The organism is Aeromonas sp. s1(2024), assembly GCF_040908005.1.
Taxonomy (GTDB): domain Bacteria; phylum Pseudomonadota; class Gammaproteobacteria; order Enterobacterales; family Aeromonadaceae; genus Aeromonas; species Aeromonas caviae.
In genome coordinates this window covers 41185-63178 of the sequence record NZ_JBFOCW010000083.1, presented here as the reverse complement: position 1 = coordinate 63178, position 21994 = coordinate 41185, and the positions used below count along the sequence as shown (strand labels likewise).

The window sequence follows — 21994 nt, the reverse complement described above, 5'->3', positions numbered from 1 at the left end:
TGAGGGGACAAGATGCAGTTAATAGTAGTAAGCGGTCGTTCGGGCTCCGGCAAGACGGTGGCCCTGAGGGTGCTCGAGGATCTCGGGTACTACTGCGTGGACAACCTGCCGGTCAACCTGCTGCCCCAGTTGATCGTGTCGGTGGAGAGCCAGTATGACAAGCTGGCTGTCAGCATCGACGTGCGCAACCTGCCTGCCCAGGCAGACAGGCTGGAGAACCTGCTGAGCCAGGTGCGCAACGAGGGGCGAGTCAAGTTTTCGAGCTTCTTCTTCGATGCGGACAACGCGACCCTGCTCAAACGCTACGGTGAGAGCCGCCGTCTGCATCCTCTGTCCCGCAACAAGCTTTCGCTGGACGAGGCGATCCGGGAAGAGACCCACCTGCTGGCACCGCTCTCCTCGACCGCCGACCTGCGCATCGACACCACCAACCTCAGCATTCACGATCTCAGCGAGCTCATCAAAACCCGGGTGCTCGGCAAGAAAGAGAACGAGCTGGTGCTGGTGTTCGAGTCGTTCGGCTTCAAGTACGGCATTCCCAAGGATGCGGACTTCGTGTTCGACGCCCGTTTCCTGCCCAACCCGCACTGGATCCCGGAGCTCAAGCCCTTCACCGGCAAGGATGAGCCCGTGGCCAACTACCTCTCCAGCCAGCCGGATGTCATGCTGTTCATCCAGCAGATCGAGAATATGCTGGGGACCTGGTTGCCCCACCTGGAGCGCAACAATCGCAGCTATGTGACCGTCGGGATTGGCTGTACCGGCGGACAACACCGCTCGGTGTTCATCGCCGAACGGCTGGCCAGCGCATTCCGCTTGCTTGGCAAGAACGTGCAGATCCGCCATCGCACGTTGGACAAGCGTTCAAACCCCGCCTGACAGATCCACAGGATGCTCAGATGACCGTTTCCGCCTCGGTAGAAGTCAAAAACAAGTTAGGCATTCACGCGCGACCGGCCATGATGCTGTTCGAGCTGGTGCAGGGGTTCGATGCCCACGTGTTGCTGCGCAACGAAGAGGGGGTCGAGGCCGACGCGGACAGCGTGATCGGCCTGCTGATGCTGGACTCCGCCCAGGGCAAACAGGTGGAGGTGCAGGTGGAGGGCCCCGAAGAGGTGGAGGCCCTGGCCGCCGTGGTGGCGCTGTTCACCTCGGGCTTCAATGAGGAGTAATACGCCTCGGCGTGCTCAAGGTGCGCTGCGAGCCAGCGCCTTGAAAGCGGCAAAATCCCGACAAGCCAGCAGACTTCTGCTGGCTTTTTCGTTCATCAGTGCCAGAAACAGATCATAAAGTCCCATGGCTTCCTCATAATCCGCCTTGGCGATGGCCAGCACGAAGATGAGGGTAGCGCTCTCGCCGTTGCCCCAATCGATCCCCTGGGGGGCCAGCACGGTATAGACCAGGGTGCGGCGCGCCAGCAGGCCGAGGGAGTGGGGCAGAGCGATGCCGTCCCCCAGCATGGTTGAGACAATTCGCTCCCGCTCCTGCAAGGATCCCCGGAATCCGCTCTCCACCAGATCCTCCGCCTCAAGCTGGCTGCAGATGCGATCAAACAGCACCCCCTGGCTGATGGGTTCATCAAGCACCATGAAGTGGTCGGCATCGAAATACTTGTCGAGCAGATAGGGACGGGTGCGATCGACGAGCACCAGCTTGCCGAGCTGCTCCAGCTGGTACTGAGTCGGGAAGGGGGAGACCTGTACCACGGGAGCATTCTTCTCGCTCACCTTGAGGGTGCTGATGACGAAATCCTGCTCGATCCGCGCAAGCCCTTCGTAATCCCGTACCGACTCCAGCGTGGTCAGCTGCAGTTGGGGGTATTCCCGCCGGATGCGTGCTTCCAGCACCCGGAAGGTGGCGTTGCCCGCATCGCACAGCAGCAGCGCCTGGGGGCGCCGGGTGTAACCGATGTCGTAGTGGCGCTCCAGGCCGACCCCGATGTGGATCACCAGGTAGCCGATCTCGTGATGGGTCAACCGGTAGGGGGTCTGCCTGATCCACTCAGAGATGGCCGCCAGGGTGATGTCGTAGGCGAGGGGGTAATACTGCTTGATGTGGTCCGCCAGGGGATTGTGGCTGCCAATCTGGTATTTGACTCGCAGCAGCATGGCGCCGATATGGGTCTGCAGGTCGGCTCGCAATTGCGGGTCGCCGCGCAGGTCATAGGGGTAGTGGTGGTGGATGTAACCCAGCAGGTGCGTAGTCAGCTGCTCGCTCTCGGCCGCCATGGCCGGGCTGAGCAGGGGCGTCTCTGCAGTGAGGCGAGCCTGGATCTGGATGGCGAGACAGGCGATCTCTTCCTGCCCCGGTGACGTCAGGGTTGGCAGCTCGGCATAGATGTCGCGGGCCACCACTGCCAGGGGTGGGGTGATGTCGTCGCTGGCAAACTGGCGCAACTCGTGGCCAGACGCCTGGCGAAGCAGTGCGACGGCACAGTAGACGGTGACTTGCTGCAGGCTCTCGTCGGCCAGGCGCAGCTGATGGCGACCGAGTTGCTCGTGAATGTGGTTGCCCACTACCTCCAGCGTCTTGCTGGGACAGAGGGTGGGCAACAGGCTCTGGAGCGGATGCTGGTGCAGCAGCTCCTGGCAGAGCAGTTGGGTGAGGCAGGCGCGGATCGCCATCTCGCTTCCCGCAATGCGCATCCCCACTCTGGGTTTGCTGTCGATGGTGAGCCCGAAGTGGGCGAGCCGCTCCCGCACCTCCGTCATGTCCCCTTGCAAAGCCGCCCGGCTCAGATACCAGGTGTCCGCCAGCTCGTCGAGTTTGATCCCCTGTTCCGCCGTCAGCAGCAAGACCTGGAGGTGCAGCACCCGCTCGCGGCTGGTGCGAGGCAGGGGGCTCTCCTGCCCCTGGGCGGCCAGCAGCGCATCGAACAGTCCCTGATTGTAGATCTTGAGCTGGTAGCCGCTGCCCCGCTGATGGATCAGGTGGGCGCCCCGGGTGGCGATGAGCTCGTTCAGGGTCGCCACGTCGGTACGCACCGTGCGGGTGGAAACATTGAGACGGCGGGCCAGCTCCTCCTGTGGCAGAGGCTCGGCGTGAAGCAGGGCGAGCAGTTGCTGGAGTCTGGGGTGGGGCAGCTTGGTCATGAGGGGTGGGGACTCCTGTCGCGGATGGTGGGGCGATGTTAACAAGGGGGTCATTAACAAGCCAGGCACCGCCCAGTGATCGGACCGGTGCCTGTGGGGTTGCTATGCCAGCAGTGCCTTCACCATGGCGAGGAGGGTACGCACATCCTCCGGCCGGGTCTGGCCACTGACACTGTCGATGATGGAGCTGTAGACGTGGGGGATCACCTTCTCGACTCCTGCCTCCAGCGCGATCCGCACTATCTCCTCGAAGTTCTCAAGATCGATGCCGCCGGTGGGCTCCAGCCAGAAGCCGTGGCGGGCACAGGCCTCGGCCACAGCCTGATACTCGGCGCGGTAGGCGAGTCCCCCCATGGGGAAGAACTTGACCGAGCTGCCCCCCATGTCCTTGAGCAGGGCAATGGCGGTATCGATGGGGACGATGCCATCGGGCTGCTGACTACTGAGGGGGCCAGTGGAGATCTTCACCATGCCGGGGGTGCCGGTGGGGGAGACAAGGCCATTGACCAGGGTATCAGCTTGACCGAGCAGCGCCCGGCTGGCCCCGACCCCGGTGAACACCTGATTGACGTGCTGGGGCTGCAACTGGCGGGCCAGCTCGGCCACCATGGCGGACTGGCGCGGATCACCGGCTCCCAGCCCGATGGAGAGGGCGTTGTCGATGAGCTTGGCGTAGGCCTGCATGTCGGCGACGGCAGAGGGAATGTCCGGGTAGTTCTTGGAGAGCACACCGACCAGCACATGACCCTCGGCGGCCTCATAAATGTCGACGGCATTCTCTTTGGAACCTGCCAGCACGTTGAGGCAGACCCGATCGCGGTAGTAATTGGGGGTAAGAGACATCAGTTGTTCTCCTGAACGAGGTGGGCAATGGCGGAGTGGATCTGGTCGAGCTGGGGCACGGTGACGCTGCGCACGTCTATCTCGATGTGCCCCTCGTTGGCCTTGTAGCTGCGGCAGTAGATGGCGGGGGTACCCTGTTGCAGACGGGAGACCACTTCCGCCGTGGTCATGCCGATCTGCTGGTGGTCGAAGGTGATGTCGGTGCGGGCGATGTCGCGCCCCGCGCTGTCCCACACCACCTTGGCGGTGACGCCGGGCAGCTGGTTGAGGCGCTCGATGAGGGGGGTCATCTTGGCGACCATGGCGGCGCCGCTCTCCTTCTCTTTGGCCAGATAGCGTTCGATGGCGTGAGTGAGGCCGAGGATCCCCTCCTTGCCCACCTTCATGGCACGGCCGATGCCGTTGGCCTGCTGCTTGACCCACTCCACATACTGACGCCTGCCGAGCACCAGGCCGCTGGTGGGCCCTTCGATGGCCTTGGCGCCGCTGTAGATGACCAGATCCGCACCCTGGTTGTAGTAGAGACGCAGATCCTCTTCGGCCGCTGCATCGACGATGAGCGGGATCCCGTGGGCCTTGGCCACCTCGGCTGCCTCGGCCACCGACAGAATGCTCTTCTGCACGCAGTGGTGGGACTTGATGTAGAGGATGGCGGCGGTATTGGCATGGATGGCGGCGGCCAGCTGGGCGGGTGAGCACTCGTTGGCGTAGCCTGCCTCCACCACCCTGCCGCCCCCCAGGTTGACCATGGTGCCGACGGGGGCACCAAAGTTCACGTTGTGGCCCTTGGGCAGCACGATGTCGCTCGGCACGTCGTGGGCATGAGCATGCAACTGCTCGAGGCGATAGGGGTCGCCGCGCACGATCACGGCGGCCACCGACTGGGCGATGCCGGCGCTGGCGCAGGAGACCACCACCGCATCTTCAACGCCCAGCAGTTCGGCCAGGTAGGCGCCGGTCTTGTTGACCAGATCCTTCACCTCAAAGTAGTGGCCGAGGCCGAAGTTGACCGCATCGACCACCTCCTGCTCGGGGGTGGATACGCCGAGGATGGTCATGCGCCCGGAGGCGTTGATCACCGGTTTGAGCCGGTATTTCTCATACACAGAAGGCATGGTGTGATTTCCCGTAGTGAGTCAGAACCAGTTCGCCGCCCACCAAGGCAGCGAGAGGGAGCAGTTGCCGGTCACCGCTGCGGGCGCCGGCCTCGGTATCGGTAAAGAGAGTGGGGCCGCAGCTCACCTCGAACAGGGTGATGTCTGCATCGGCGCCCACCTCGAGTCGCCCCTTGCCGAGCAGGCGCAGGGCATCGGCGGCCTGGTGAGTGACGCAGGCGAGCACCTGCTCCAGGGTCATGCCGATGGCGAAGAACTTCGACATCACGTGGGCCAGACTGTAGACGGGCCCCTTGATGCGGTTCTTGCAGTAGATGTCTGAACTGATGGTGTGGGGCAGGATCCCCTGAGCAATGGCCAGCTCCGCCACTTCGAAGCTGAAGCTGGCGCCGCCGTGGCCGATGTCGAGCAAGAGCCCCCGCCGCATCGCCTCACGCACCGCCTGGCGCAGTTCGCCGGCCGGGGTCAGGATGCGGTTGGGCTTGCCGTTGAAGCAGTGGGTCAGCAGATCGCCCTCCCCCAGCAGGGCGACGATCTCGTCCAGATCCGGCGGCGTGTTGCCCACGTGCACCATCAGCGGCAAGTTGCCATTGGCCTGCTGGATCTGCTTGGCCATGCGCAGGGGTTGCAGACCGCTTTCACCCACCACGCTGCCGCTCATGCGCGCCTTGATGCCGACGATGAAGCCGGGATGGCGCCGGATGGCCGCTTGGGCGAGGACGGGATCGATGTCTGCCGGATCCGCCAGCTCGTTCTGACGCAGCAGACCGATGCGGGAGATGTTGAGCAGGGCATGCACCCGGGTCTTGCAGGTGGCGGCGAGACGCTGGAAGTCGTCCACATCGTCGGCTCCGGTGCTGCCGGCGTCGATGACGGTGGTGACGCCGGATTCCACGCCCACCTTGTCCGGCTCATCGTGATAGATGGGAGAGGCGGGGTAGCAGTGGGTGTGGCCGTCGATCCAGCCGGCGCTCACATGGACCTGCCCGCCCAGAGTGAGGGTTTGCTTCGCCTCCGTGCTCCCTGGCAGCGAACCCAGCGCCGCTATCTTGCCATGCTTGATGGCGACGTCGACAAGCTGCCCGTTTCCCAGGCGTCCCGCCCTGATGATCATGTCGTACATGCTGATATCCCTCTTGGAACCTGCTTGTGCTCTTACTGCGAGGCTGCTTCCAAGGCTCATGTGTTGCTCTTCACCTTGCTGACGACCTCTCGCGACAGAGCGCAAACAGGTTCTTGAATGCCGCCGAAGAGACGGCCTTGGATTAAGCCAGGGCGATGGGGAAGAAGGTCCCGAACAGCATGGCCCCCAGAATGGCGCCGCCCGTGATGGGCTTCTCCCAGATGTAGAACAGCAGGGCACCCAGCAGGGAGCCTATCCCGATGGGAATGGAGGCGCCCATGGCGGAGAGGATGATGAGGGGACCGAGGAAGCGGCCGGAGCTGTTGCCAGCCCCCATCATGACGTCCGCCCCGTAGGTGGAGTTGCTCTGGTTGATGGTGAACTTGCGCGCCAGGATGATCACGTAGCCGATGGCCATCCCAATCCCCATGCCGGTGATCAGGGAAGCGGTGAAATTTTCCACCGGATAGACAATGCCGGCCCCCAGCAGCAGGGCGGGCACCCCTAGGCCGACTCCGGTCTGGATGGCGCCGCCGATGTCGAGGATCCCCACCAGGGAGCCCTCGATGATGCGGGCGAACAGGAAGCTGGCACCGAAGGCGGCGACTGCACCATAGGCCCCCGTGTCCATGCCGGCCTTGAGCATGGCAACGAAGGCCACCTCGTTGAAGGCGCCGACCCCGTAGAGGTAGAACATGTGGGTACCGGCGAAGACGCCGGAAGAGAGCAGACCGACAAAGATGGGGAAGGACCAGTCGGCATACCAGAAGTTGTTTCTCAGTTTCTCATCCATGGTGTGCTTCCTTATTTGCCGCTCATGAGGTTGTGGACGTTTTCCAGCCACAGGGGAACGCCCAGGTGGAAGGATTCAATGAGTTTCATGTCAAAGCCGCGGAAGAAGCCGCTCAGCACGAACAGCAGGACGATGGCACTCATCATCACCTTGGTGACGTGGTTCCAGCCGCTCTCCTCCACCCCCTTGCCGATCAGGATGCCAAGCACCAGGCCCGGTACCGCGTTGCCCATGATGAGCTGGGCCAGACCGCCGAAGATGGTGGCCCAGAAGCCGGACTTCTTGCCTGCCTCGATGGCGGCCAGCCAGAAGATCACCGGCATGACGGTGTTGACCAGCAGGTTGGCGGCGGGCACCAGCACCTTGACCGCGGTCACCTGCAGGGCGGCAGGTACGGCGGCGGCCGTGCTGTTGAGGAAGGCGACCACGATGGCACCAATGATGCCGCAGGCGATGGCCATCTTTTTGGGATCATGGAGGGTGGTGGCGAGATCCCGGTTCTTGATCATCAGGGTCGCTGCACCCCAGTTCGGCAGGATGCGGTGATCCACGTCCTGGGTGAAGGCGCCGGCCGCGACCGTGGAGGCCCAGGCGTTGAAGAAGAAGCCCAGACCGAACGAGAAGTGGGAGGCGGGGTCCCCTTCGCAGGAGTTGAGCTCGCCCAGGGTACGGAACGCGCCCATCCCCTGTACGGTCGGGGCGTGGAACATCCGCGCCGCGCCAGCCCCCACCCCGACGCCTACCAGGCCGCCGATGATGAGTGACTTCATCAAAATGATTAGAAACATCCAACTTGTCCTTTTGGTTGTGGGGTCAGGCCCGGGTGAAATCCACCTTGTCGACATCCAGGCTGATGACCTTGACGGTGATCGCCAGCCGGACCCGGAACTCGTGGCGCTGGCGTGGCAGGAAGAAGAACAGGAACTTCTCCACCCGTACCGACTCCTCGGCCTCGAGCACCTCGACCTCGAGGGGTTCGATGCGCAGCATCACCTTGGGGCTCTCCTTGAGCAGGCTGGGTTGCACCTGGCTGAGGGCTGCAGCGAACGCCTGCTGGCGAGTCGCCCCCTTGCCGTTGACCGTGATCCGGGTGGTGAAGTGTTCTTTCATCAGGTGCGCCCGTGTTTCTTGGCGAAGGCTTCGATCAGCTTCTGGCCCAGCTCTTCCTTGTCCATGAAGCCGAAGCCCAGTACCACGCACCCCTCGTTGATGGCGGTGACACCCTCCTCGATGGATCGCATGCCGTAGCGGCACTTGTAGCCGTACTTGGTCTGGGCCGTGATGGCGCCCGCGCCACCGCTGCCGCAGAAGGAGATGCCAAGGTCGGCCTGCTCCTTGTTCATCACATCACCGAGCTTCATGTCGGCGGCCATGCCGGGGATGACGGTCACGGTGGCGCCGGCGGCTTCTGCGCCTGCCCCCACTTTCTGACCCTTGCCGAGACGATCTCCAATCACGAGTTTGATGGCAGTCATTTAGCTTTCTCCTTTTACTGAGCTGAGTTCGTTTTCTTTGGCCACTTCAAAATGGACGGACAAGAGGTGCGCCTCCTCGTAGGCGAGGCGGTCGAGCCAGGCGACGACCTGCTCTGCCAGGCGCAGGGAAAGGGGGGAGATCTCCTCGAACAGGTTGAGGTCGACCTCCGGCAGGGATTCCCCGCTGTAGGAGCGCCACACCATGGCCTTGACGTGGGAGGCCAGCATCTGCTGCTGCACGTCGTTGGGGCGTATGCCCTGATCCGCCAGCAGGTTGTGAATGCGGGCCAGGGTCAGGTCGGTCTTGCGCAGCAGTGCCGGGCTGTCCGGGGTCAGGGGGGCGTCATGGGTGTCGGTATTCAAGGTCTGCTCTCCAGGCTGGCAGAAAGGATGGGATCACCATAAAGCGGAGGAGAGTGCGGGAGGAGGCAGGTTTTTTCCGATTCGAAGTGGAAATTTGGAGGGAAAGGCATCAAAAGAAGCCCTTTTGGCGATCAAGGAGAGGAAAGGAGCGGACTGGCTGCAAGGGAGTGTGATCGGTGGCGGGTTTTGACGGCGTCTTCGCCCGATTGCCCATTGGCGCAATGTGTGAGCTGTCTCACGCACAGGTGGGAGCCGGAGGAAAGCGGGCACAAAAAAGGGCCTTGTCGGGCCCCGCGAGGATCCGCCCTTCAGGTGGCGGGTGCCGCACTGCTGGTCGGCAGGGTCTGATTCTGGTAGCGCAGGTCCTCTTCGATGATGACATCGACGTCCAGCGGCTTGCCGTTGCGGATCACCGAGATGGTGAGCTTGGTGCCGGGGCGGCTCTCGACGATCTTGTCCATGACGGGACGCACGCCGGTGATGGCCTCTCCGTTGATCTTGAGCAGCACATCCCCACGTTTGAGACCGGCCTTGGTGGCTGGGCCATTGGGATCCAGGCTCTCCACCACCAACCCCTGCAAGTCCCCCAGGTTCAGCATGCGCGCGACGATGGGATTGATCTCGACGCTGGAGATGCCGAGGTAGCCGCGGATGACCCGACCGTTGGCGATCAGCTCGTCCATGATGCGCTTGGCCAGCTTGTAGGGGATGGCAAAACTGATGCCATAGCTCTCCTGATTGCCGTTGAGGTGGTAGGCGGCGGTATTGATACCCACCAGATCGCCACGGCCATTGACCAGGGCGCCTCCGGAGTTGCCCTCGTTGATGGCGGCATCGGTTTGCAGCAGATCCTGCCGGCCGTTGCTGTCCGGCCCCATGCTGGAGAGGCCGATACGCCCGGTGGCGCTGATGATGCCCTGGGTGATGGTCTGGCCGACGTTGTAGGGGTTGCCGATGGCGAGCACCACGTCTCCCACGTCCGGCAGACGATCCGGGTCCTGAGGGATCACCGGCAGGTTGTCCGATTCGATGTAGAGCACCGCCAGATCGGTCAGTTTGTCGGTGCCGACCAGCTCTGCACTGAATACCCGACCATCTTGCAGGGCGACGATGATCTGGTCCGCATCGGCGATGACGTGATAGTTGGTGAGCACGTGACCGCGCTGGTTCATGATGACGCCGGACCCCAGCCCCTGGGGTCTGAGTTCGGCTTTTTCACCGCGATTGCCGGCGAAGCTGCGGGTGTAGATGTTGACGACGGCAGGGCCGGCACGATGGGCCGCGTAGGAGAAGCTCAGCTCGCGGGCATTGGTGATGAGGCCCGGCAGGGGGGCGCCGCCGCGAAAATTGGGGAACACCAGCAACAAAAGCGCAGCCATGGCGAGGCCAAAGCCGACGGACTTGCCCAAGTAGCTGATCAGAGGTGGGATTTTCATGTCTTTCTCGTCCGTACAGGCTGCGGGCAGAGAATAACATTATCGATGGATAAAAATCACCCGCGGCGGTTGCCGCGGGTGTGAGGGGCTTAACGGATCACCAAATAGAGTGAGGAGTCGCCGCGCTGGATGTTCAGCGCCAGGACTTCCGGCTTGTTTTTCAACACCTTGGTCAGTTCACCCATGGAGTTGATGCGCTGGCGGTTGACCCCGATGATGATGTCGCCCTTTTGCAGGCCGGAGGCGGCTGCCGGTGAGCGGGGATCGATGTCGGAGACGGCCACGCCGGTCACGGGGTCCGTGGTGGTGCTCAGCTTGGCCCCTTCCAGTGCCGGATGCAGGGCGCTGGCCAGGATCTCGCTGTCATCTGCTTTCTTCAGGGTGACCTTGACGGTCTGCTCCTTGCCGTCACGAATGAGGCCGAGCGAGACCTGCTTGTCGGCCCCCATGGTGGCGATTTTGGCACGCAGCTCGCCGAAGGAGCGGATGGGCTTGCCATCGATGCTGATGATGATGTCGCCTGCCTTGATGCCTGCCTTGGCGGCAGCGGAGTCAGGCATGACCTGGTTGACGAAGGCACCGTCCTTCTTGTTGTAGCCGAAGGTCTTGGCGATTTCGCTGGTGAGCTCGGTGCCGGTAATCCCCAGCTGGCCACGGCGCACTTCGCCGTATTTCACGATCTGCTCGGAGAGATCGCGCACCATGTTGGACGGGATGGCAAAGCCGATGCCGATGTTGCCGCCGTTGGGGCCCAGGATGGCGGTGTTGATGCCGATCAGCTCCCCGCGCAGGTTGAGCAGGGCGCCGCCCGAGTTGCCGGAGTTGATGGCCGCATCGGTCTGGATGAAGTTCTCCAGATTTTCGATGTTGAGGCCGCTGCGACCCAGGGCGCTGACAATGCCGGAGGTGACGGTCTGGCCCAGGCCGAACGGGTTGCCGATGGCCAGCGCGTAGTCACCGACTCTCAGCTCGTCGGAGTCGGCGAACTTGATCTGCACCAGATCCTCGGCCTTGATTTGCAGCAGGGCGATATCCGACTGTTTGTCTTCCCCTATTTTCTTGGCTGCATACTCACGGCCATCCTTCAGGTTGACCTTGATTTCGTCCGCCTCGTGGACCACGTGGGCGTTGGTGATCACGTAGCCTTTCTTGGCATCGATGATGACGCCGGAACCAAGCGCCTGGAAGGGCTGCTCGCTCACCTGCTCGTCAGGCATGTTGGGGCCGAAGAAGAAGCGGAATTGTTCCGGCAGGCGCTGGCGGGTGATCTTCTTGCCAGAGACGGAGATGTTGACCACGGCAGGGGTCACCTGCTCGAGGACGGGGGCCAGGCTCGGCATCTCCTGGTTGTTCGCCATCAGGGGCAGTGCGGCCTGCGCCGGTGCTGAGGACATGGCGATACCGACACTGAGGGCTAAGACACTGAATACAGAAAGAGATTTACGCATATGAGAAACAGCTCCCAGAAAAAGTTGCAGTGCAATCGTCAAGGTCTGACCACGATAAAGCGTAATTAGTTCAACCGACGATCAGCCCGGCTGCTTGAGCAGGCCGGACGCACCGGCGTAATCGCGGGGAGGAAGGCCCGGCTCCTCGCTGTTGGCGGCATCGCCTGTTTCTTCCACTTCGGGTTCGCGGAACAGTGGTTCCTGTACCTTGGCCAGGAACTTGCTCTGTTCCGCCATATGGCGATAAAGGGTCTGGTACTGTTCGGCCAGTTGCTCCATCAGGGCTGCGCTGTCGGCGAAGTGGGTGGTGATCTGCCCCTGGTAGCTTTCCAGCTCCTTGTGGGCTTTTTTCAGCTCCTGTTCCAGGCGTCCGGCATCCCGGCTACGGACAGAGAAGCGGCCGATCAGCACGCCGATGATCAGGGCGGCGATCGCCAGCAGGATCCCGTTAAACAGAGTCATAGAAGCTCCTTGTTACAGCTAACACGATGAATTTGAAGCGGTCGGATGGACCGCAACGCCTCGTTGGCACTATACCGTGCCCCCCGAGAGCGTGATACCATTTTGTCCCTCATTCAGGGACTTGGAGGCGGTTTACAGGATGACCCCGCAGCAAAAATATCAGCAGGATTTGCAGCGCCCCGGCTTTGTGGCCGATCCGGCCCAGGCCATGGCAGTCGCCCGCCTGGAGCGACTCTATCAGGATCTGTGCGCAAGCCCGACTCCGACCAGATCCCGTGGCCTGCTGGGTTGGCTGCAAAAGCCGAAAACCCGTGACCCCGTCCAGGGGTTATATATGTGGGGCGGTGTGGGCAGAGGCAAGACCTGGCTGATGGATACTTTTTTTGAGAGCCTGCCGGGGGAGCGCAAACTGCGCATCCACTTCCACCGTTTCATGCAACGTGTGCACGACGAGCTCAGAGGGCTGACCGGTCAGTCCGATCCGCTCAAGCTGATCGCCCGCAAGCTGACCGACGAGACCGACGTCATCTGTTTCGACGAGTTTTTCGTCTCGGATATCACGGATGCCATGCTGCTCGGCACTCTGTTCCAGGAACTCTTTGGCCATGGCGTGGTGCTGGTGGCCACATCCAACATCCCCCCTCAGGATCTCTACCGCAACGGGTTGCAGCGTGCTCGCTTCCTGCCTGCCATCGCGCTTATCGAGCGCCACTGCGAGGTGATCAATGTCGATGGCGGTGTCGATTACCGGCTGCGAACCCTGGAACAGGCAGAGATCTATCACTTCCCGCTGGATGATCAGGCCAGGAGCAACCTGGATCGTTATTTCAGCCAGTTGACCGGGATTGGGCAGGTGACTGCCGCCGCACTGGAAATCAACCATCGCCAACTGAGTGCACTGGGCGTGGGGGAAGGGGTGCTTTATATGGAGTTTGAACAGCTGTGCTGTACTCCACGCTCCCAGGGCGACTACATCGAACTGGCCCGTGAGTTCCACACCGTCCTGCTGGCCAATGTGCAACCCATGGGCAGCGGCACGGATGACGCGGCCCGCCGCTTCATCGCCATGGTGGACGAGTTTTATGAGCGGCACGTCAAGCTCATCATATCGGCGGCGGTCCCCATGACCGGGCTCTATGGCGAAGGCCTGCTGAATTTCGAATTCAAGCGTTGCCTTTCAAGGCTTCAGGAGATGCAATCGCACGAATACCTTGCCAGAGTGCACCTTCCTTAGTCACAATACCGCGCCTGCCAGTCGGATGGGCATCTGCGGCAGGTAGGGCCGGGCGACATTTGCTAGCTTCATGGCAGTGAAATTAGCAGGTGATATTTAAGGCAACTTCACTTATAATCGCCCGGCCCACGTTACAGCTGTCGATAAGACAGCAACACTTTAAGCTTTACTTGTATTCGAAGGGGTACAGGTAGGCCATCGTTTGTTGTTTGTGGGAGAGCCCCCATAAGCAATTGGGTCTGTAACAGGTAATTGGGTTTAACTTAATGAAAACTTTCGTTGCCAAGCCAGAAACCGTAAAACGTGACTGGTACATTGTGGACGCAGAAGGTAAAACTCTGGGTCGTATCGCAACCGAGATCGCTGCTCGTCTGCGTGGTAAGCACAAAGCAGAGTACACTCCGCACGTTGACACCGGTGACTACATCATCGTTGTAAACGCTGAGAAGGTACACGTAACCGGTAAGAAATTTACCGACAAAATGTACCACGCTCACTCCGGTTTCCCGGGTGGTATCAAGTCCATCAGCTTCGACAAGCTGATTCAGCGTAAGCCGGAAATGGTAATCGAAGCTGCCGTCAAGGGCATGCTGCCGAAGGGTCCGCTGGGCCGTGCCATGTTCCGTAAGCTGAAAGTTTACGCAGGCGCAGAGCACGCTCATGCTGCTCAGCAACCTCAAGTACTGGATATCTAACGGGAACTGGCAACATGGCAGAAAATCAATACTACGGTACCGGCCGTCGCAAAAGCTCCACTGCTCGCGTATTCATCAAAGCGGGTAGCGGTAAAATCGTAATCAACCAGCGCTCCCTGGAGCAATACTTCGGCCGTCCGACTGCCCGCATGGTAGTTCGTCAGCCGCTGGAACTGGTCGAGATGACCGAGAAACTGGATCTGTACATCACCGTTAACGGTGGTGGCATCTCCGGTCAAGCTGGTGCGATCCGCCACGGTATCACTCGTGCTCTGATGCAGTACGACGAGACCCTGCGTTCCGAACTGCGTAAAGCTGGCTTTGTTACTCGTGATGCCCGTAAGGTTGAGCGTAAGAAAGTCGGTCTGCACAAAGCGCGTAAGCGTCCGCAGTACTCCAAGCGTTAATTCGCTTTTGGTACGCACTCTCAGGAGTGTCAAAAAAGCCTGGCAATTTGCCAGGCTTTTTTTATTGGTAATGTTACATGTGACAATGCTAAGCATACGTCACAAAAGACAAAAAATTGTGTATTTATTGTTTTTGCCCATCGACTCCCTTTCTTGTCAAATTGTTATCTTTTCTTTAAAATTTCCATGGTCTTTCTGTGTCAATTGCCACTCCGCTTCCATTGCAGTTGTCAGAGGGAGAGGAGAAGTAAACAGGGACACTATAAGAATGAGCGGAGTCCACATGGGAGAGTTTTTGGATGAGCAATGCGCCAGTTGATACCGGTCGCCGCAGATTTCTTACCTGGTCAACGGTTGCCGTTGGCGGTGTAGGAGCTGCTTTTACCGCAGTGCCGTTTATTAAGTCATGGAATCCGAGTGCCAAAGCCAAGGCGGCAGGCGCCCCGGTTGAAGTGGATATCAGCAAGCTGGAGCCGGGTCAGCTGATCCGCGTCGAGTGGCGTGGTAAACCGGTCTGGGTGGTGAAGCGTACCAAGCAGACGCTGGATGCTCTGGCTGCACACGATGACAAGCTGCGGGATCCTGCGTCAGACGAGCCACAGCAACCGGACTATGCCCACAATGGCTACAGATCCATCAAACCGGAAATCTTCGTGGCCGTTGGCATCTGCACTCATCTGGGATGCTCCCCGTCCTATCTGCCCGACAGCTTCGGCGAGCAGGTTCAAGGGGTAACTTCCGGCTTCTTCTGCCCCTGCCATGGCTCCAAATTCGACATGGCTGGTCGAGTGTTCCAGGGCGTCCCCGCACCGCTGAACCTGGTCATTCCGCCATACCAATTTCTTAGCGACACCACCATTCTGGTCGGTGCCGATGGCAAGGAGGCCTGACCATGTTTGCCAAACTCATGGGCTGGATCGATGATCGTTTCCCGCTCACGGCCATGTACAACGACCATATGGCCAAGTATCCGGCGCCCAAGAACCTGAACTTCTGGTACTTCTTCGGCTCTCTTGCCATGTTGGTGCTGGTCAACCAGATCATCACCGGCATCTGGCTGACCATGAACTACAACCCTTCGGCGGAAGGTGCCTTCGCTTCCGTGGAATACATCATGCGGGATGTGGATTACGGCTGGCTGCTTCGCTACATGCACTCCACCGGGGCATCCGCCTTCTTCATCGTGGTCTACCTGCACATGTTCCGCGGCATGATCTACGGCTCTTACCAGAAGCCACGGGAACTGCTGTGGATCTTCGGCATGCTGATCTTCCTGGTGCTGATGGCCGAGGCCTTCATGGGTTACCTGCTGCCCTGGGGGCAGATGTCGTTCTGGGGGGCCCAGGTCATCATCTCGCTGTTCGGTGCCATCCCCGTTATCGGTGACGATCTGACCCTGTGGATCCGGGGGGACTATGTCATCTCGGGTGCGACCCTGAACCGCTTCTTTGCGCTGCACGTCATCGCTCTGCCGCTGGTGCTGGTGATGCTGGTGGCCATGCATATCCTGGCGCTGCACGAGGTGGGCTCCAACAACCCCGATGGCATCGACATCAAGAAGCACAAGGACGAGAACGGCTGGCCACTGGATGCGGTCGCATTCCACCCCTACTTCACCGTGAAGGACATGATCGGGGTAGCCGGTTTCCTGTTCTTCTTCTGTGCCATCATCTTCTTCAAGCCGGACATGTGGGGCTATTTCCTCGAGAAACCGAACTTTGAGGTGGCCAACGGCCTGAAGACACCGGCGCATATCGCTCCGGTCTGGTACTTCACCCCCTTCTACGCCATCCTGCGTGCGGTGCCGGACAAGCTGCTGGGGGTCATCATGATGGGCCTCTCCATCGTGGTGCTGTTCCTGTTGCCCTGGCTGGATCGCTGCAAGGTGCGCTCGGTGCGTTACCGCAGCACCCTGCACAAGCTGAACATCGCCCAGTTCGTGGTCTGCTTCATTATCCTGGGGGTGCTGGGCGTGCTGCCATCAACCCCGACCCTGACGCTGATTGCACAACTCTGTACTCTGGGTTATTTCGGATTCTTCGTCCTGTTGTTCTTCTACAGCAAGAATGAGAACACCAAGCCGCTGCCGGAGAGGGTGACATTCAAATGAAAAGAATAATTTTTGCAGTGCTGGCCCTGCTGCCTGGTCTGGTGTTGGCCTCTGTCGGTGGCTTCCCTCTCGACAAGGCGGAGTACGATCTGAGTGACAAGGCATCCCTGCAACGGGGGGCCGCCACCTTCATGAACTACTGTGCCGGCTGTCACTCCACCCAGTACCAGCGTTATAACCGGGTGGCGGCCGACATCGGCATTCCGGACGATCTGATGAAGGAGAACCTGGTCTTCACCGGTGCCAAGATCGGCGATCTGATGAAGAGTGCCATGTCCGAGAAGGATGCTGCGCGCTGGTTCGGCGCGCCGCCCCCCGACCTGACCCTGGTTGCCCGGGTGCGTGGTGCAGACTGGATCTACACCTATCTGCGATCCTTCTACGTGGACGAGACCCGTCCATTCGGGGTGAACAACGCCGTCTTCCCATCCGTGGGTATGCCCCATGTGCTGGAGCCGTTGCAGGGGACGCCCCGCGCCGAGTTCGAGACGCACACCCTGGATGGCGTGGAGATGCAGCAAGTCGTCAGCATCAAATCTGACGGCAACGGTGAAATGAACAACGAAGAATATGATCAGACGGTACTGGATCTGGTAAACTTCTTGGTCTACTCGGCTGAGCCGGTGCAGCAGGAGCGCGAACGCATGGGCTTCTGGGTACTCGGATTCATCGCTATCTTCTTCATCTTCACTGTGCTGTTGAAGAAGGAATTCTGGCGCGACGTTCACTAAGCGACCAGATCGGAGTAATATGACGCACGGCAATGAAGACAGACATGCTTCATTGCCGTTTCTGCTTTTTAATGACGGGAGGGTTCAATGGCTGTAGCTGCCAATAAGCGTTCGGTAATGACGCTGTTTTCCGGTGCCAACGATATGTTCAGCCATCAGGTGCGTATTGTCCTGGCGGAGAAGGGTGTTAGCGTGGATATCTGCCAGGTTGATCCTGCCAACCTGCCGGATGAGCTGGCCGAGCTGAACCCGTACAACACTGTACCGACTCTGGTGGATCGCGAGCTGGCGTTGTACACCTCGCGCATCATCATGGAGTATCTGGACGAGCGTTTCCCGCATCCGCCCCTGATGCCGGTTTATCCGGTCGCGCGCGGCAACAGCCGTCTGATGATGCACCGCATCGAGCTGGACTGGTACTCTCTGGCCGACAAGATCATGGCGGGCACCGATACCGAAGCCGCCCGTGCCGAGCTGCGTGACAACCTGCTGGCCATCGCCCCCATCTTCGGCGAGATGCCCTATTTCATGAGCGAAGAGTTCGGTCTGGTCGACTGCTACATGGCGCCGTTGCTGTGGCGTCTGCCGAGCCTGGGCATCGATTTCACCGGCCGTGGCGCCAAAGAGCTGAAGGCTTACATGGTTCGCCTGTTCGAGCGTGAATCCTTCCAGGCTTCCCTGACCGAGGCCGAGCGCGAGATCCGTGCCGGCGTATGAGCATGGAACCGACAATGACACCCAGTCGCCCGTATCTGCTGCGGGCGTTTTTTGACTGGTTGCTGGATAACGATCTGACTCCCCATCTGGTGGTCAATGCCAACATTCCCCATGTGATGGTACCGATGCAGTTCGTGCAGGATGGCCAGATTGTTCTGAACATAGCCCCCCGGGCCGTGGGCCAGTTCCACATGGACAATGACGCTGTCAGCTTCAGCGCCCGTTTCGGTGGCGTATCGCAGCAGGTCTATATCCCCATGGCGGCCGTACTGGCCATCCATGCCAGGGAGAACGGAGTGGGGACCCTGTTCCCGCCGGAGCCCGGGTATGACCTCTGGCTGGAACAGGCACAGACACCCACATCGGTTGACCCCGAGCCGGAACCACCGCGCCCGAGCGGTCGCCCGACCCTGAAAGTCATCAAATAAAAAACGCAGCCTGAAGGCTGCGTTTTTTCATCCTGCCAGATGGTCAATTCTGGGCAAACTCGAAGGCTTTGATCACCTGTTTAACGCCGCTGACGTGGCGGGCGATTTCCACGGCCTGATCCCCTTCCTGGCGGGTGACCAGCCCAATGAGGAATACCTCGCCATTCTCGGTGACAACCTTCACCTTGGCGCTGTCGAAGTTCTTGGTGCCCAGCATGTCGGCCCGCACCTTGGAGGTGATCCAGGTGTCATTGCTGCGCACGCCGATACTGACTGGTTTGCCAAGGCGCAGTTCGTTGTAGACATGGCGAACCCCTTCAATCCGGCTCACGATTCTACCCGCTTCCTGTTTGTAAGCGTCAGAGGGTGTCTGACCCACCAGCAGCACACGGCCGTTGTTGCTGTAGACACTGATCTTGCTGGCGGCACTCAGGGGCTTGTTGTCGGCCAACAGGTTGGCGGCTTTCAGCTCTATGGTCTGATCGTCCCACTGGGCACCCAGGGTGCGGCGATCGCCGCTCGCTTTGGCGGTGCCAGCCGCGCCACCGACCACCACGGCAGCACAGCCTTGCAGCAGCAGGACGCCGGTCAGCAGGGCAAGAGCGAGAATAGGCTTCTTCATGGTTTCAGTCTTCCTGTTGCGGGAAAAGTGTCTGGTCGATGAGATCACAGAGACAGTGCAGGGTCAACAGGTTCACTTCCAGAATACGAGGACGGCGAGCGGAAGGAACGCGGATCTCCACGTCATTGGGACCCAGCAGACCGGCGATCTCTCCCCCGTCTCCGCCACCGAGAACAATGATGGTCATGTCGCGGGAGAGGGCGGCCTCCGCAGCCTTGATGAGGCTGCGGCTGTTGCCTGTCGTGGTGATGACCACCAGGATGTCGCCTGGTTGTCCCAGAGCACGTATCTGTTTGGCATAGACCTCTTCGAAACCGTGATCCGTGGCGATGGCGCTGATGGTCGCCATGTCGGGCGTCAGGGCGAGACCGGGCAGGGAGGGGCGAGGCGTTTCATAGCAGTTCACCAGTTCGGAAATGAACAGCTGTGCCAATGCCGAGGAGGGACCATTGCCACATGCCATCACCTTGTGGCCATTGAGCAGGCAGATGGTCAGCATCTGGGCTGCCGTATGGATGGCATCCGGCAGTGCTTCGGCGGCGGCTATCTTGGTCTGGATGCTTTCGGTGTAATTCTCTTTGATGGGATCAGTCATGGGGTCCTCTTAAAACGCGTTCTGGATCCAGTCCGGCTGGTCGCCCTCGAACGCGATCACATCGAATCGACAGGCCTGGTTGGCCTCATTGATGGCATGTTGCTTGAAATAGTGGCGCGCGGCCAGCACGATCTTGTGCTGTTTGCGCCGGGTGACCGAGCTGGCTGCACCGCCATGGGTGGCGTTGGCGCGATATCTCACTTCAACGAACACCAGGGTCTCCCCCTGGCGCATGATGAGATCGATCTCGCCGCCACGGCAACGGTAGTTGCGGGTCACGGGTTGCAGGCCGCGGGCCTGCAACCAGCGTTCCGCTATTTGCTCAAAGTGTTGTCCCTTGCTCGTCGCTGCCGACGGCAACAGGTTCAACCACTGCTGGTGAAGTTGTGTCAGTAGCCTCTTCATGAGTCGCATCCTCCAGCTGGGGGGCGGCGCTGTCACTGACCAGCTTGCCATTCTGGTAGGTGGCCCAGTCCAGCATGCGCACTATGTTGCCCTGGGGATCCACACTCAGCTGGCCGCTCATGCCGGGTTGCTGCATGGCATTGACCTTGCGCATTTGCGGCAGGTTGCCTGCCAGGCTGACGGCATCGTAACCGAGGGCGAACAGGCGCAGCAGGTCGCCCTGGGTCTGGGGCCAGAGCAGGGCAATCTGTTCACGCTGCGTCTCGAAGCCACCCAGCAGCAGTGGCATGTCGGAGATATGCATGCCGTTGAGCTCGGATGCCACCTCGGTCGTCCCGCCGTCGTATCCCCGCGAGCTGCTGTAGATGGGCAGGCTGCCCATGGGATTGACCGAGATGTCCACATAGGGCTTGATCATCCGGGTCTCCAGGCTGTTGGCCACCACATAGACGGCGTCGATGCTGCGCGGCGCGGCATCGGACAGCTGGACAATCTCCCCGGCTCGTGCGGTGGAACGGCCGCTCAGAGCGTTCTTGACCATGCCCTGCACTTCGTTGCGCGCCCCGAAGGTGGCAACCACGGGCTTCTCCTGGCTGACGCCGGCCCAGGCCTGTTCAAACGCCTTGATACTGCTGTAGCCAATCCGGCCTTGTGCCGCGATCAGCAGCGGCTTGCGGTAGCCCTGACCATAGAGGTACTGGGCCGCCTGGCTCGCATCGGCAGCGGCGGAGAGCGAGAAATAGAAGGTGTTGTCGTTGACGATCGGCTTGTCCAGCTCGTTGAGCGCCAGCACCGGCACGGTCGGATTCGACTTGAGCAGCTCCTCCACCTGATCCTTGAGCAGGGGGCCGATGATCATGTTGGCCCCTTCCTGAATCGCCTGCTTGTAGAGATCCCCCATCGCCTTGCCCTGGGTATCGTAGAAGTTCAGGGTGAACTGGCTCTGATTTTCCTTGTAGGACATCAGCATGCCGTTGCGGATGGCGGCGCCCTGGGCTTCCAGGTTGCCGGAGAGCGGCAGGAAGACGGCGATCTGCTGCAGCGAACCGTTGTCCGTGATAGCGAGATCCCCAAGGCCGGCCGGCATGTCGCTCTGGGCAGGGTGGTTAGGGAAGCTCTGCTTCCAGCCGGCAAGCTGGCGGGCCAGCTGGCTCGGCTGTGCCCCGAACTCGTTCACCAGCGCCGCCAGTCGCAGCCAGCCGGTGGTGACATCGGGAGCTGGCTCCTCTTCGAGCGCCTGCAGGGTGGAGGGGGTCATGCTTTTCAGCAGTGACCAGATCTGCTGGTGATTGGTGGCCAGCTCATTCTTGGCCAGATAAGGTTCCAGCAGGATCAGCGACTTGGCCGCACCAAACTTGTTGTTGATGTCGAGCTGCAGCACCACGCGCTGGCGGTACCAGTCCTTCTGGGTATCGGCATCCAGCACCACATCCGGCTTGCCTTCCAGCAGGATCAGCGCCTGGTTGGCGTTGCCCTGGGCGAGCAGCAGGTGTGCCTGCAGCAGTTGCAACTGCGCCTGCTGCACCGGGCTCTTCGCCTGCTTCTGCAACTGCTGATACAGAGCGGCAGCCGGTTTGGCCTGGCCGAGCGCCAGATAGCTGCGCGCCGCCATCATCTGCCACACGAAGGCCTCTGCCGGTTTGGCGGGATCCACCTGCTCCAGATACCACTGGGCATTCTTGGTCAGATCCGAGAAGGCTGACGGCATGCCGGGTTGTCCGGAAGATTGATTGGGCTCCGACGCACAGGCGGCGAGCAGGACTGCCGCGAGTAGGATGCCGAAGAGTCGTGATACACTTAGCTGCTTTATAACCCGGTTCAAGTTCATTCCCCGACCAGTGTTGAAATTCTCCATAGTGTAAACGGGCCAATATGGCGACACAATTGTCGGGACACTCGG

At 60.6% G+C, this 21994-nt stretch carries 26 protein-coding genes; 10 read left to right on the top strand and 16 right to left on the bottom strand.

Annotated elements, in window-relative coordinates; genetic code table 11:
* Window positions 1–12: 12 nt before the first annotated feature.
* Both rapZ and npr read left to right on the top strand, forming a co-directional pair.
* The gene (gene rapZ / locus AB5Y70_RS19675; RefSeq protein ID WP_010675869.1) at window positions 13–879 is read left to right on the top strand and encodes an RNase adapter RapZ; all 867 of its coding nucleotides are present in this window, start codon (window positions 13–15) and stop codon (window positions 877–879) included.
* Between the two features lie 20 nt (window positions 880–899).
* Complete coding sequence (gene npr, locus AB5Y70_RS19670; protein WP_010675868.1) at window positions 900–1172, top strand: PTS phosphocarrier protein NPr; 273 nt, start codon at window positions 900–902, stop codon at window positions 1170–1172.
* A gap of 15 nt (window positions 1173–1187) precedes the next feature.
* On the opposite strand, the gene AB5Y70_RS19665 is transcribed toward npr, so the two are convergent.
* The 12 genes from AB5Y70_RS19665 to AB5Y70_RS19610 all read right to left on the bottom strand — a co-directional run bounded on the left by AB5Y70_RS19665 (window position 1188) and on the right by AB5Y70_RS19610 (window position 12150).
* Window positions 1188–3092: a transcription antiterminator gene (locus AB5Y70_RS19665; RefSeq protein ID WP_103244145.1), complete on the bottom strand. Its 1905-nt coding sequence runs from the start codon at window positions 3090–3092 to the stop codon at window positions 1188–1190.
* Between the two features lie 102 nt (window positions 3093–3194).
* Window positions 3195–3935: a KDGP aldolase family protein gene (locus tag AB5Y70_RS19660; RefSeq protein WP_049637180.1), complete on the bottom strand. Its 741-nt coding sequence runs from the start codon at window positions 3933–3935 to the stop codon at window positions 3195–3197.
* Complete coding sequence (locus AB5Y70_RS19655; protein WP_049637181.1) at window positions 3935–5050, bottom strand: DgaE family pyridoxal phosphate-dependent ammonia lyase; 1116 nt, start codon at window positions 5048–5050, stop codon at window positions 3935–3937. The genes AB5Y70_RS19660 and AB5Y70_RS19655 overlap by 1 nt, the downstream gene beginning before the upstream one ends.
* Window positions 5034–6173 (bottom strand): amidohydrolase/deacetylase family metallohydrolase, encoded by a 1140-nt coding sequence (locus AB5Y70_RS19650; RefSeq protein ID WP_049637182.1) that lies wholly within the window; start codon window positions 6171–6173, stop codon window positions 5034–5036. The genes AB5Y70_RS19655 and AB5Y70_RS19650 overlap by 17 nt, the downstream gene beginning before the upstream one ends.
* Before the next feature lie 142 nt (window positions 6174–6315).
* Complete coding sequence (locus AB5Y70_RS19645; protein ID WP_041211843.1) at window positions 6316–6966, bottom strand: DUF4310 family protein; 651 nt, start codon at window positions 6964–6966, stop codon at window positions 6316–6318.
* An 11-nt stretch (window positions 6967–6977) separates the two neighbouring features.
* Window positions 6978–7754: a DUF4311 domain-containing protein gene (locus AB5Y70_RS19640; protein ID WP_049637183.1), complete on the bottom strand. Its 777-nt coding sequence runs from the start codon at window positions 7752–7754 to the stop codon at window positions 6978–6980.
* Window positions 7755–7779: 25 nt separating this feature from the next.
* Window positions 7780–8076 carry a DUF4312 family protein gene (locus AB5Y70_RS19635; protein ID WP_049637184.1) on the bottom strand — a complete coding sequence of 99 codons (297 nt, stop codon included), beginning with the start codon at window positions 8074–8076 and terminating at the stop codon, window positions 7780–7782.
* The gene (locus AB5Y70_RS19630) at window positions 8076–8441 is read right to left on the bottom strand and encodes an SFCGS family glycine-rich protein (RefSeq protein ID WP_049637185.1); all 366 of its coding nucleotides are present in this window, start codon (window positions 8439–8441) and stop codon (window positions 8076–8078) included. Before AB5Y70_RS19630 ends, AB5Y70_RS19635 begins: the two co-directional genes overlap by 1 nt.
* A complete protein-coding gene (locus AB5Y70_RS19625; RefSeq protein ID WP_043154577.1) occupies window positions 8442–8804 on the bottom strand; it encodes a transcriptional regulator in 363 nt (120 codons plus the stop codon).
* A 308-nt stretch (window positions 8805–9112) separates the two neighbouring features.
* Window positions 9113–10240 (bottom strand): outer membrane-stress sensor serine endopeptidase DegS, encoded by a 1128-nt coding sequence (gene degS / locus AB5Y70_RS19620; protein ID WP_010675858.1) that lies wholly within the window; start codon window positions 10238–10240, stop codon window positions 9113–9115.
* Window positions 10241–10329: 89 nt separating this feature from the next.
* Window positions 10330–11688, bottom strand: coding sequence for a Do family serine endopeptidase (locus tag AB5Y70_RS19615; protein WP_042015057.1), 1359 nt, complete (start codon window positions 11686–11688; stop codon window positions 10330–10332).
* An 81-nt stretch (window positions 11689–11769) separates the two neighbouring features.
* Window positions 11770–12150 carry a YhcB family protein gene (locus AB5Y70_RS19610; RefSeq protein ID WP_010675856.1) on the bottom strand — a complete coding sequence of 127 codons (381 nt, stop codon included), beginning with the start codon at window positions 12148–12150 and terminating at the stop codon, window positions 11770–11772.
* Between the two features lie 139 nt (window positions 12151–12289).
* Here AB5Y70_RS19610 and zapE point away from each other — a divergent pair, with 139 nt between their 5' ends.
* The 8 genes from zapE to AB5Y70_RS19570 all read left to right on the top strand — a co-directional run bounded on the left by zapE (window position 12290) and on the right by AB5Y70_RS19570 (window position 18472).
* Window positions 12290–13384, top strand: a complete 1095-nt coding sequence (gene zapE / locus AB5Y70_RS19605) for a cell division protein ZapE (protein WP_302097933.1) — start codon at window positions 12290–12292, stop codon at window positions 13382–13384.
* Window positions 13385–13650: 266 nt separating this feature from the next.
* Entirely contained in the window at window positions 13651–14079 is a 429-nt protein-coding gene (rplM, locus tag AB5Y70_RS19600; RefSeq protein WP_005336289.1) for a 50S ribosomal protein L13, read from the top strand.
* A gap of 14 nt (window positions 14080–14093) precedes the next feature.
* Window positions 14094–14486 (top strand): 30S ribosomal protein S9, encoded by a 393-nt coding sequence (rpsI, locus tag AB5Y70_RS19595; RefSeq protein ID WP_005336286.1) that lies wholly within the window; start codon window positions 14094–14096, stop codon window positions 14484–14486.
* Between the two features lie 299 nt (window positions 14487–14785).
* Window positions 14786–15376, top strand: a complete 591-nt coding sequence (gene petA / locus AB5Y70_RS19590; protein WP_010675854.1) for a ubiquinol-cytochrome c reductase iron-sulfur subunit — start codon at window positions 14786–14788, stop codon at window positions 15374–15376.
* 2 nt (window positions 15377–15378) lie between these two features.
* Complete coding sequence (locus AB5Y70_RS19585; RefSeq protein WP_010675853.1) at window positions 15379–16596, top strand: cytochrome bc complex cytochrome b subunit; 1218 nt, start codon at window positions 15379–15381, stop codon at window positions 16594–16596.
* Window positions 16593–17327, top strand: coding sequence for a cytochrome c1 (locus AB5Y70_RS19580; RefSeq protein WP_052814456.1), 735 nt, complete (start codon window positions 16593–16595; stop codon window positions 17325–17327). Before AB5Y70_RS19585 ends, AB5Y70_RS19580 begins: the two co-directional genes overlap by 4 nt.
* Before the next feature lie 87 nt (window positions 17328–17414).
* Window positions 17415–18044: a stringent starvation protein SspA gene (gene sspA / locus AB5Y70_RS19575; RefSeq protein WP_039040485.1), complete on the top strand. Its 630-nt coding sequence runs from the start codon at window positions 17415–17417 to the stop codon at window positions 18042–18044.
* The gene (locus AB5Y70_RS19570) at window positions 18041–18472 is read left to right on the top strand and encodes a ClpXP protease specificity-enhancing factor (RefSeq protein WP_029314842.1); all 432 of its coding nucleotides are present in this window, start codon (window positions 18041–18043) and stop codon (window positions 18470–18472) included. Before sspA ends, AB5Y70_RS19570 begins: the two co-directional genes overlap by 4 nt.
* Before the next feature lie 43 nt (window positions 18473–18515).
* On the opposite strand, the gene dolP is transcribed toward AB5Y70_RS19570, so the two are convergent.
* From dolP to AB5Y70_RS19550, 4 genes are read right to left on the bottom strand one after another with little or no spacing between them, the layout of a single operon-like run.
* Window positions 18516–19094, bottom strand: a complete 579-nt coding sequence (dolP, locus tag AB5Y70_RS19565) for a division/outer membrane stress-associated lipid-binding lipoprotein (protein ID WP_010675849.1) — start codon at window positions 19092–19094, stop codon at window positions 18516–18518.
* Window positions 19095–19098: 4 nt separating this feature from the next.
* A complete protein-coding gene (locus AB5Y70_RS19560; protein WP_010675848.1) occupies window positions 19099–19689 on the bottom strand; it encodes an SIS domain-containing protein in 591 nt (196 codons plus the stop codon).
* Between the two features lie 9 nt (window positions 19690–19698).
* Complete coding sequence (locus tag AB5Y70_RS19555; protein ID WP_080770042.1) at window positions 19699–20094, bottom strand: YraN family protein; 396 nt, start codon at window positions 20092–20094, stop codon at window positions 19699–19701.
* A complete protein-coding gene (locus tag AB5Y70_RS19550; protein WP_049637188.1) occupies window positions 20012–21802 on the bottom strand; it encodes a penicillin-binding protein activator in 1791 nt (596 codons plus the stop codon). The genes AB5Y70_RS19555 and AB5Y70_RS19550 overlap by 83 nt, the downstream gene beginning before the upstream one ends.
* Window positions 21803–21994 lie beyond the last annotated feature (192 nt).

Excerpts from the sequence above, each read along its gene's own strand:
- AB5Y70_RS19655 (WP_049637181.1), bottom strand. The coding sequence starts at position 5,050 with ATGCCTTCTGTGTATGAGAAATACCGGCTCAAACCGGTGATCAACGCC.
- npr (WP_010675868.1), top strand. The coding sequence starts at position 900 with ATGACCGTTTCCGCCTCGGTAGAAGTCAAAAACAAGTTAGGCATTCAC.
- AB5Y70_RS19580 (WP_052814456.1), top strand. The coding sequence starts at position 16,593 with ATGAAAAGAATAATTTTTGCAGTGCTGGCCCTGCTGCCTGGTCTGGTG.
- rpsI (WP_005336286.1), top strand. The coding sequence starts at position 14,094 with ATGGCAGAAAATCAATACTACGGTACCGGCCGTCGCAAAAGCTCCACT.
- AB5Y70_RS19585 (WP_010675853.1), top strand. The coding sequence starts at position 15,379 with ATGTTTGCCAAACTCATGGGCTGGATCGATGATCGTTTCCCGCTCACG.
- AB5Y70_RS19645 (WP_041211843.1), bottom strand. The coding sequence starts at position 6,966 with ATGGATGAGAAACTGAGAAACAACTTCTGGTATGCCGACTGGTCCTTC.
- dolP (WP_010675849.1), bottom strand. The coding sequence starts at position 19,094 with ATGAAGAAGCCTATTCTCGCTCTTGCCCTGCTGACCGGCGTCCTGCTG.
- AB5Y70_RS19630 (WP_049637185.1), bottom strand. The coding sequence starts at position 8,441 with ATGACTGCCATCAAACTCGTGATTGGAGATCGTCTCGGCAAGGGTCAG.
- AB5Y70_RS19560 (WP_010675848.1), bottom strand. The coding sequence starts at position 19,689 with ATGACTGATCCCATCAAAGAGAATTACACCGAAAGCATCCAGACCAAG.
- petA (WP_010675854.1), top strand. The coding sequence starts at position 14,786 with ATGAGCAATGCGCCAGTTGATACCGGTCGCCGCAGATTTCTTACCTGG.
- AB5Y70_RS19660 (WP_049637180.1), bottom strand. The coding sequence starts at position 3,935 with ATGTCTCTTACCCCCAATTACTACCGCGATCGGGTCTGCCTCAACGTG.
- rplM (WP_005336289.1), top strand. The coding sequence starts at position 13,651 with ATGAAAACTTTCGTTGCCAAGCCAGAAACCGTAAAACGTGACTGGTAC.
- AB5Y70_RS19615 (WP_042015057.1), bottom strand. The coding sequence starts at position 11,688 with ATGCGTAAATCTCTTTCTGTATTCAGTGTCTTAGCCCTCAGTGTCGGT.
- AB5Y70_RS19570 (WP_029314842.1), top strand. The coding sequence starts at position 18,041 with ATGAGCATGGAACCGACAATGACACCCAGTCGCCCGTATCTGCTGCGG.
- AB5Y70_RS19550 (WP_049637188.1), bottom strand. The coding sequence starts at position 21,802 with ATGCCGTCAGCCTTCTCGGATCTGACCAAGAATGCCCAGTGGTATCTG.
- rapZ (WP_010675869.1), top strand. The coding sequence starts at position 13 with ATGCAGTTAATAGTAGTAAGCGGTCGTTCGGGCTCCGGCAAGACGGTG.
- AB5Y70_RS19640 (WP_049637183.1), bottom strand. The coding sequence starts at position 7,754 with ATGTTTCTAATCATTTTGATGAAGTCACTCATCATCGGCGGCCTGGTA.
- AB5Y70_RS19665 (WP_103244145.1), bottom strand. The coding sequence starts at position 3,092 with ATGACCAAGCTGCCCCACCCCAGACTCCAGCAACTGCTCGCCCTGCTT.
- AB5Y70_RS19555 (WP_080770042.1), bottom strand. The coding sequence starts at position 20,094 with ATGAAGAGGCTACTGACACAACTTCACCAGCAGTGGTTGAACCTGTTG.
- AB5Y70_RS19635 (WP_049637184.1), bottom strand. The coding sequence starts at position 8,076 with ATGAAAGAACACTTCACCACCCGGATCACGGTCAACGGCAAGGGGGCG.
- zapE (WP_302097933.1), top strand. The coding sequence starts at position 12,290 with ATGACCCCGCAGCAAAAATATCAGCAGGATTTGCAGCGCCCCGGCTTT.
- AB5Y70_RS19610 (WP_010675856.1), bottom strand. The coding sequence starts at position 12,150 with ATGACTCTGTTTAACGGGATCCTGCTGGCGATCGCCGCCCTGATCATC.
- sspA (WP_039040485.1), top strand. The coding sequence starts at position 17,415 with ATGGCTGTAGCTGCCAATAAGCGTTCGGTAATGACGCTGTTTTCCGGT.
- degS (WP_010675858.1), bottom strand. The coding sequence starts at position 10,240 with ATGAAAATCCCACCTCTGATCAGCTACTTGGGCAAGTCCGTCGGCTTT.
- AB5Y70_RS19650 (WP_049637182.1), bottom strand. The coding sequence starts at position 6,173 with ATGTACGACATGATCATCAGGGCGGGACGCCTGGGAAACGGGCAGCTT.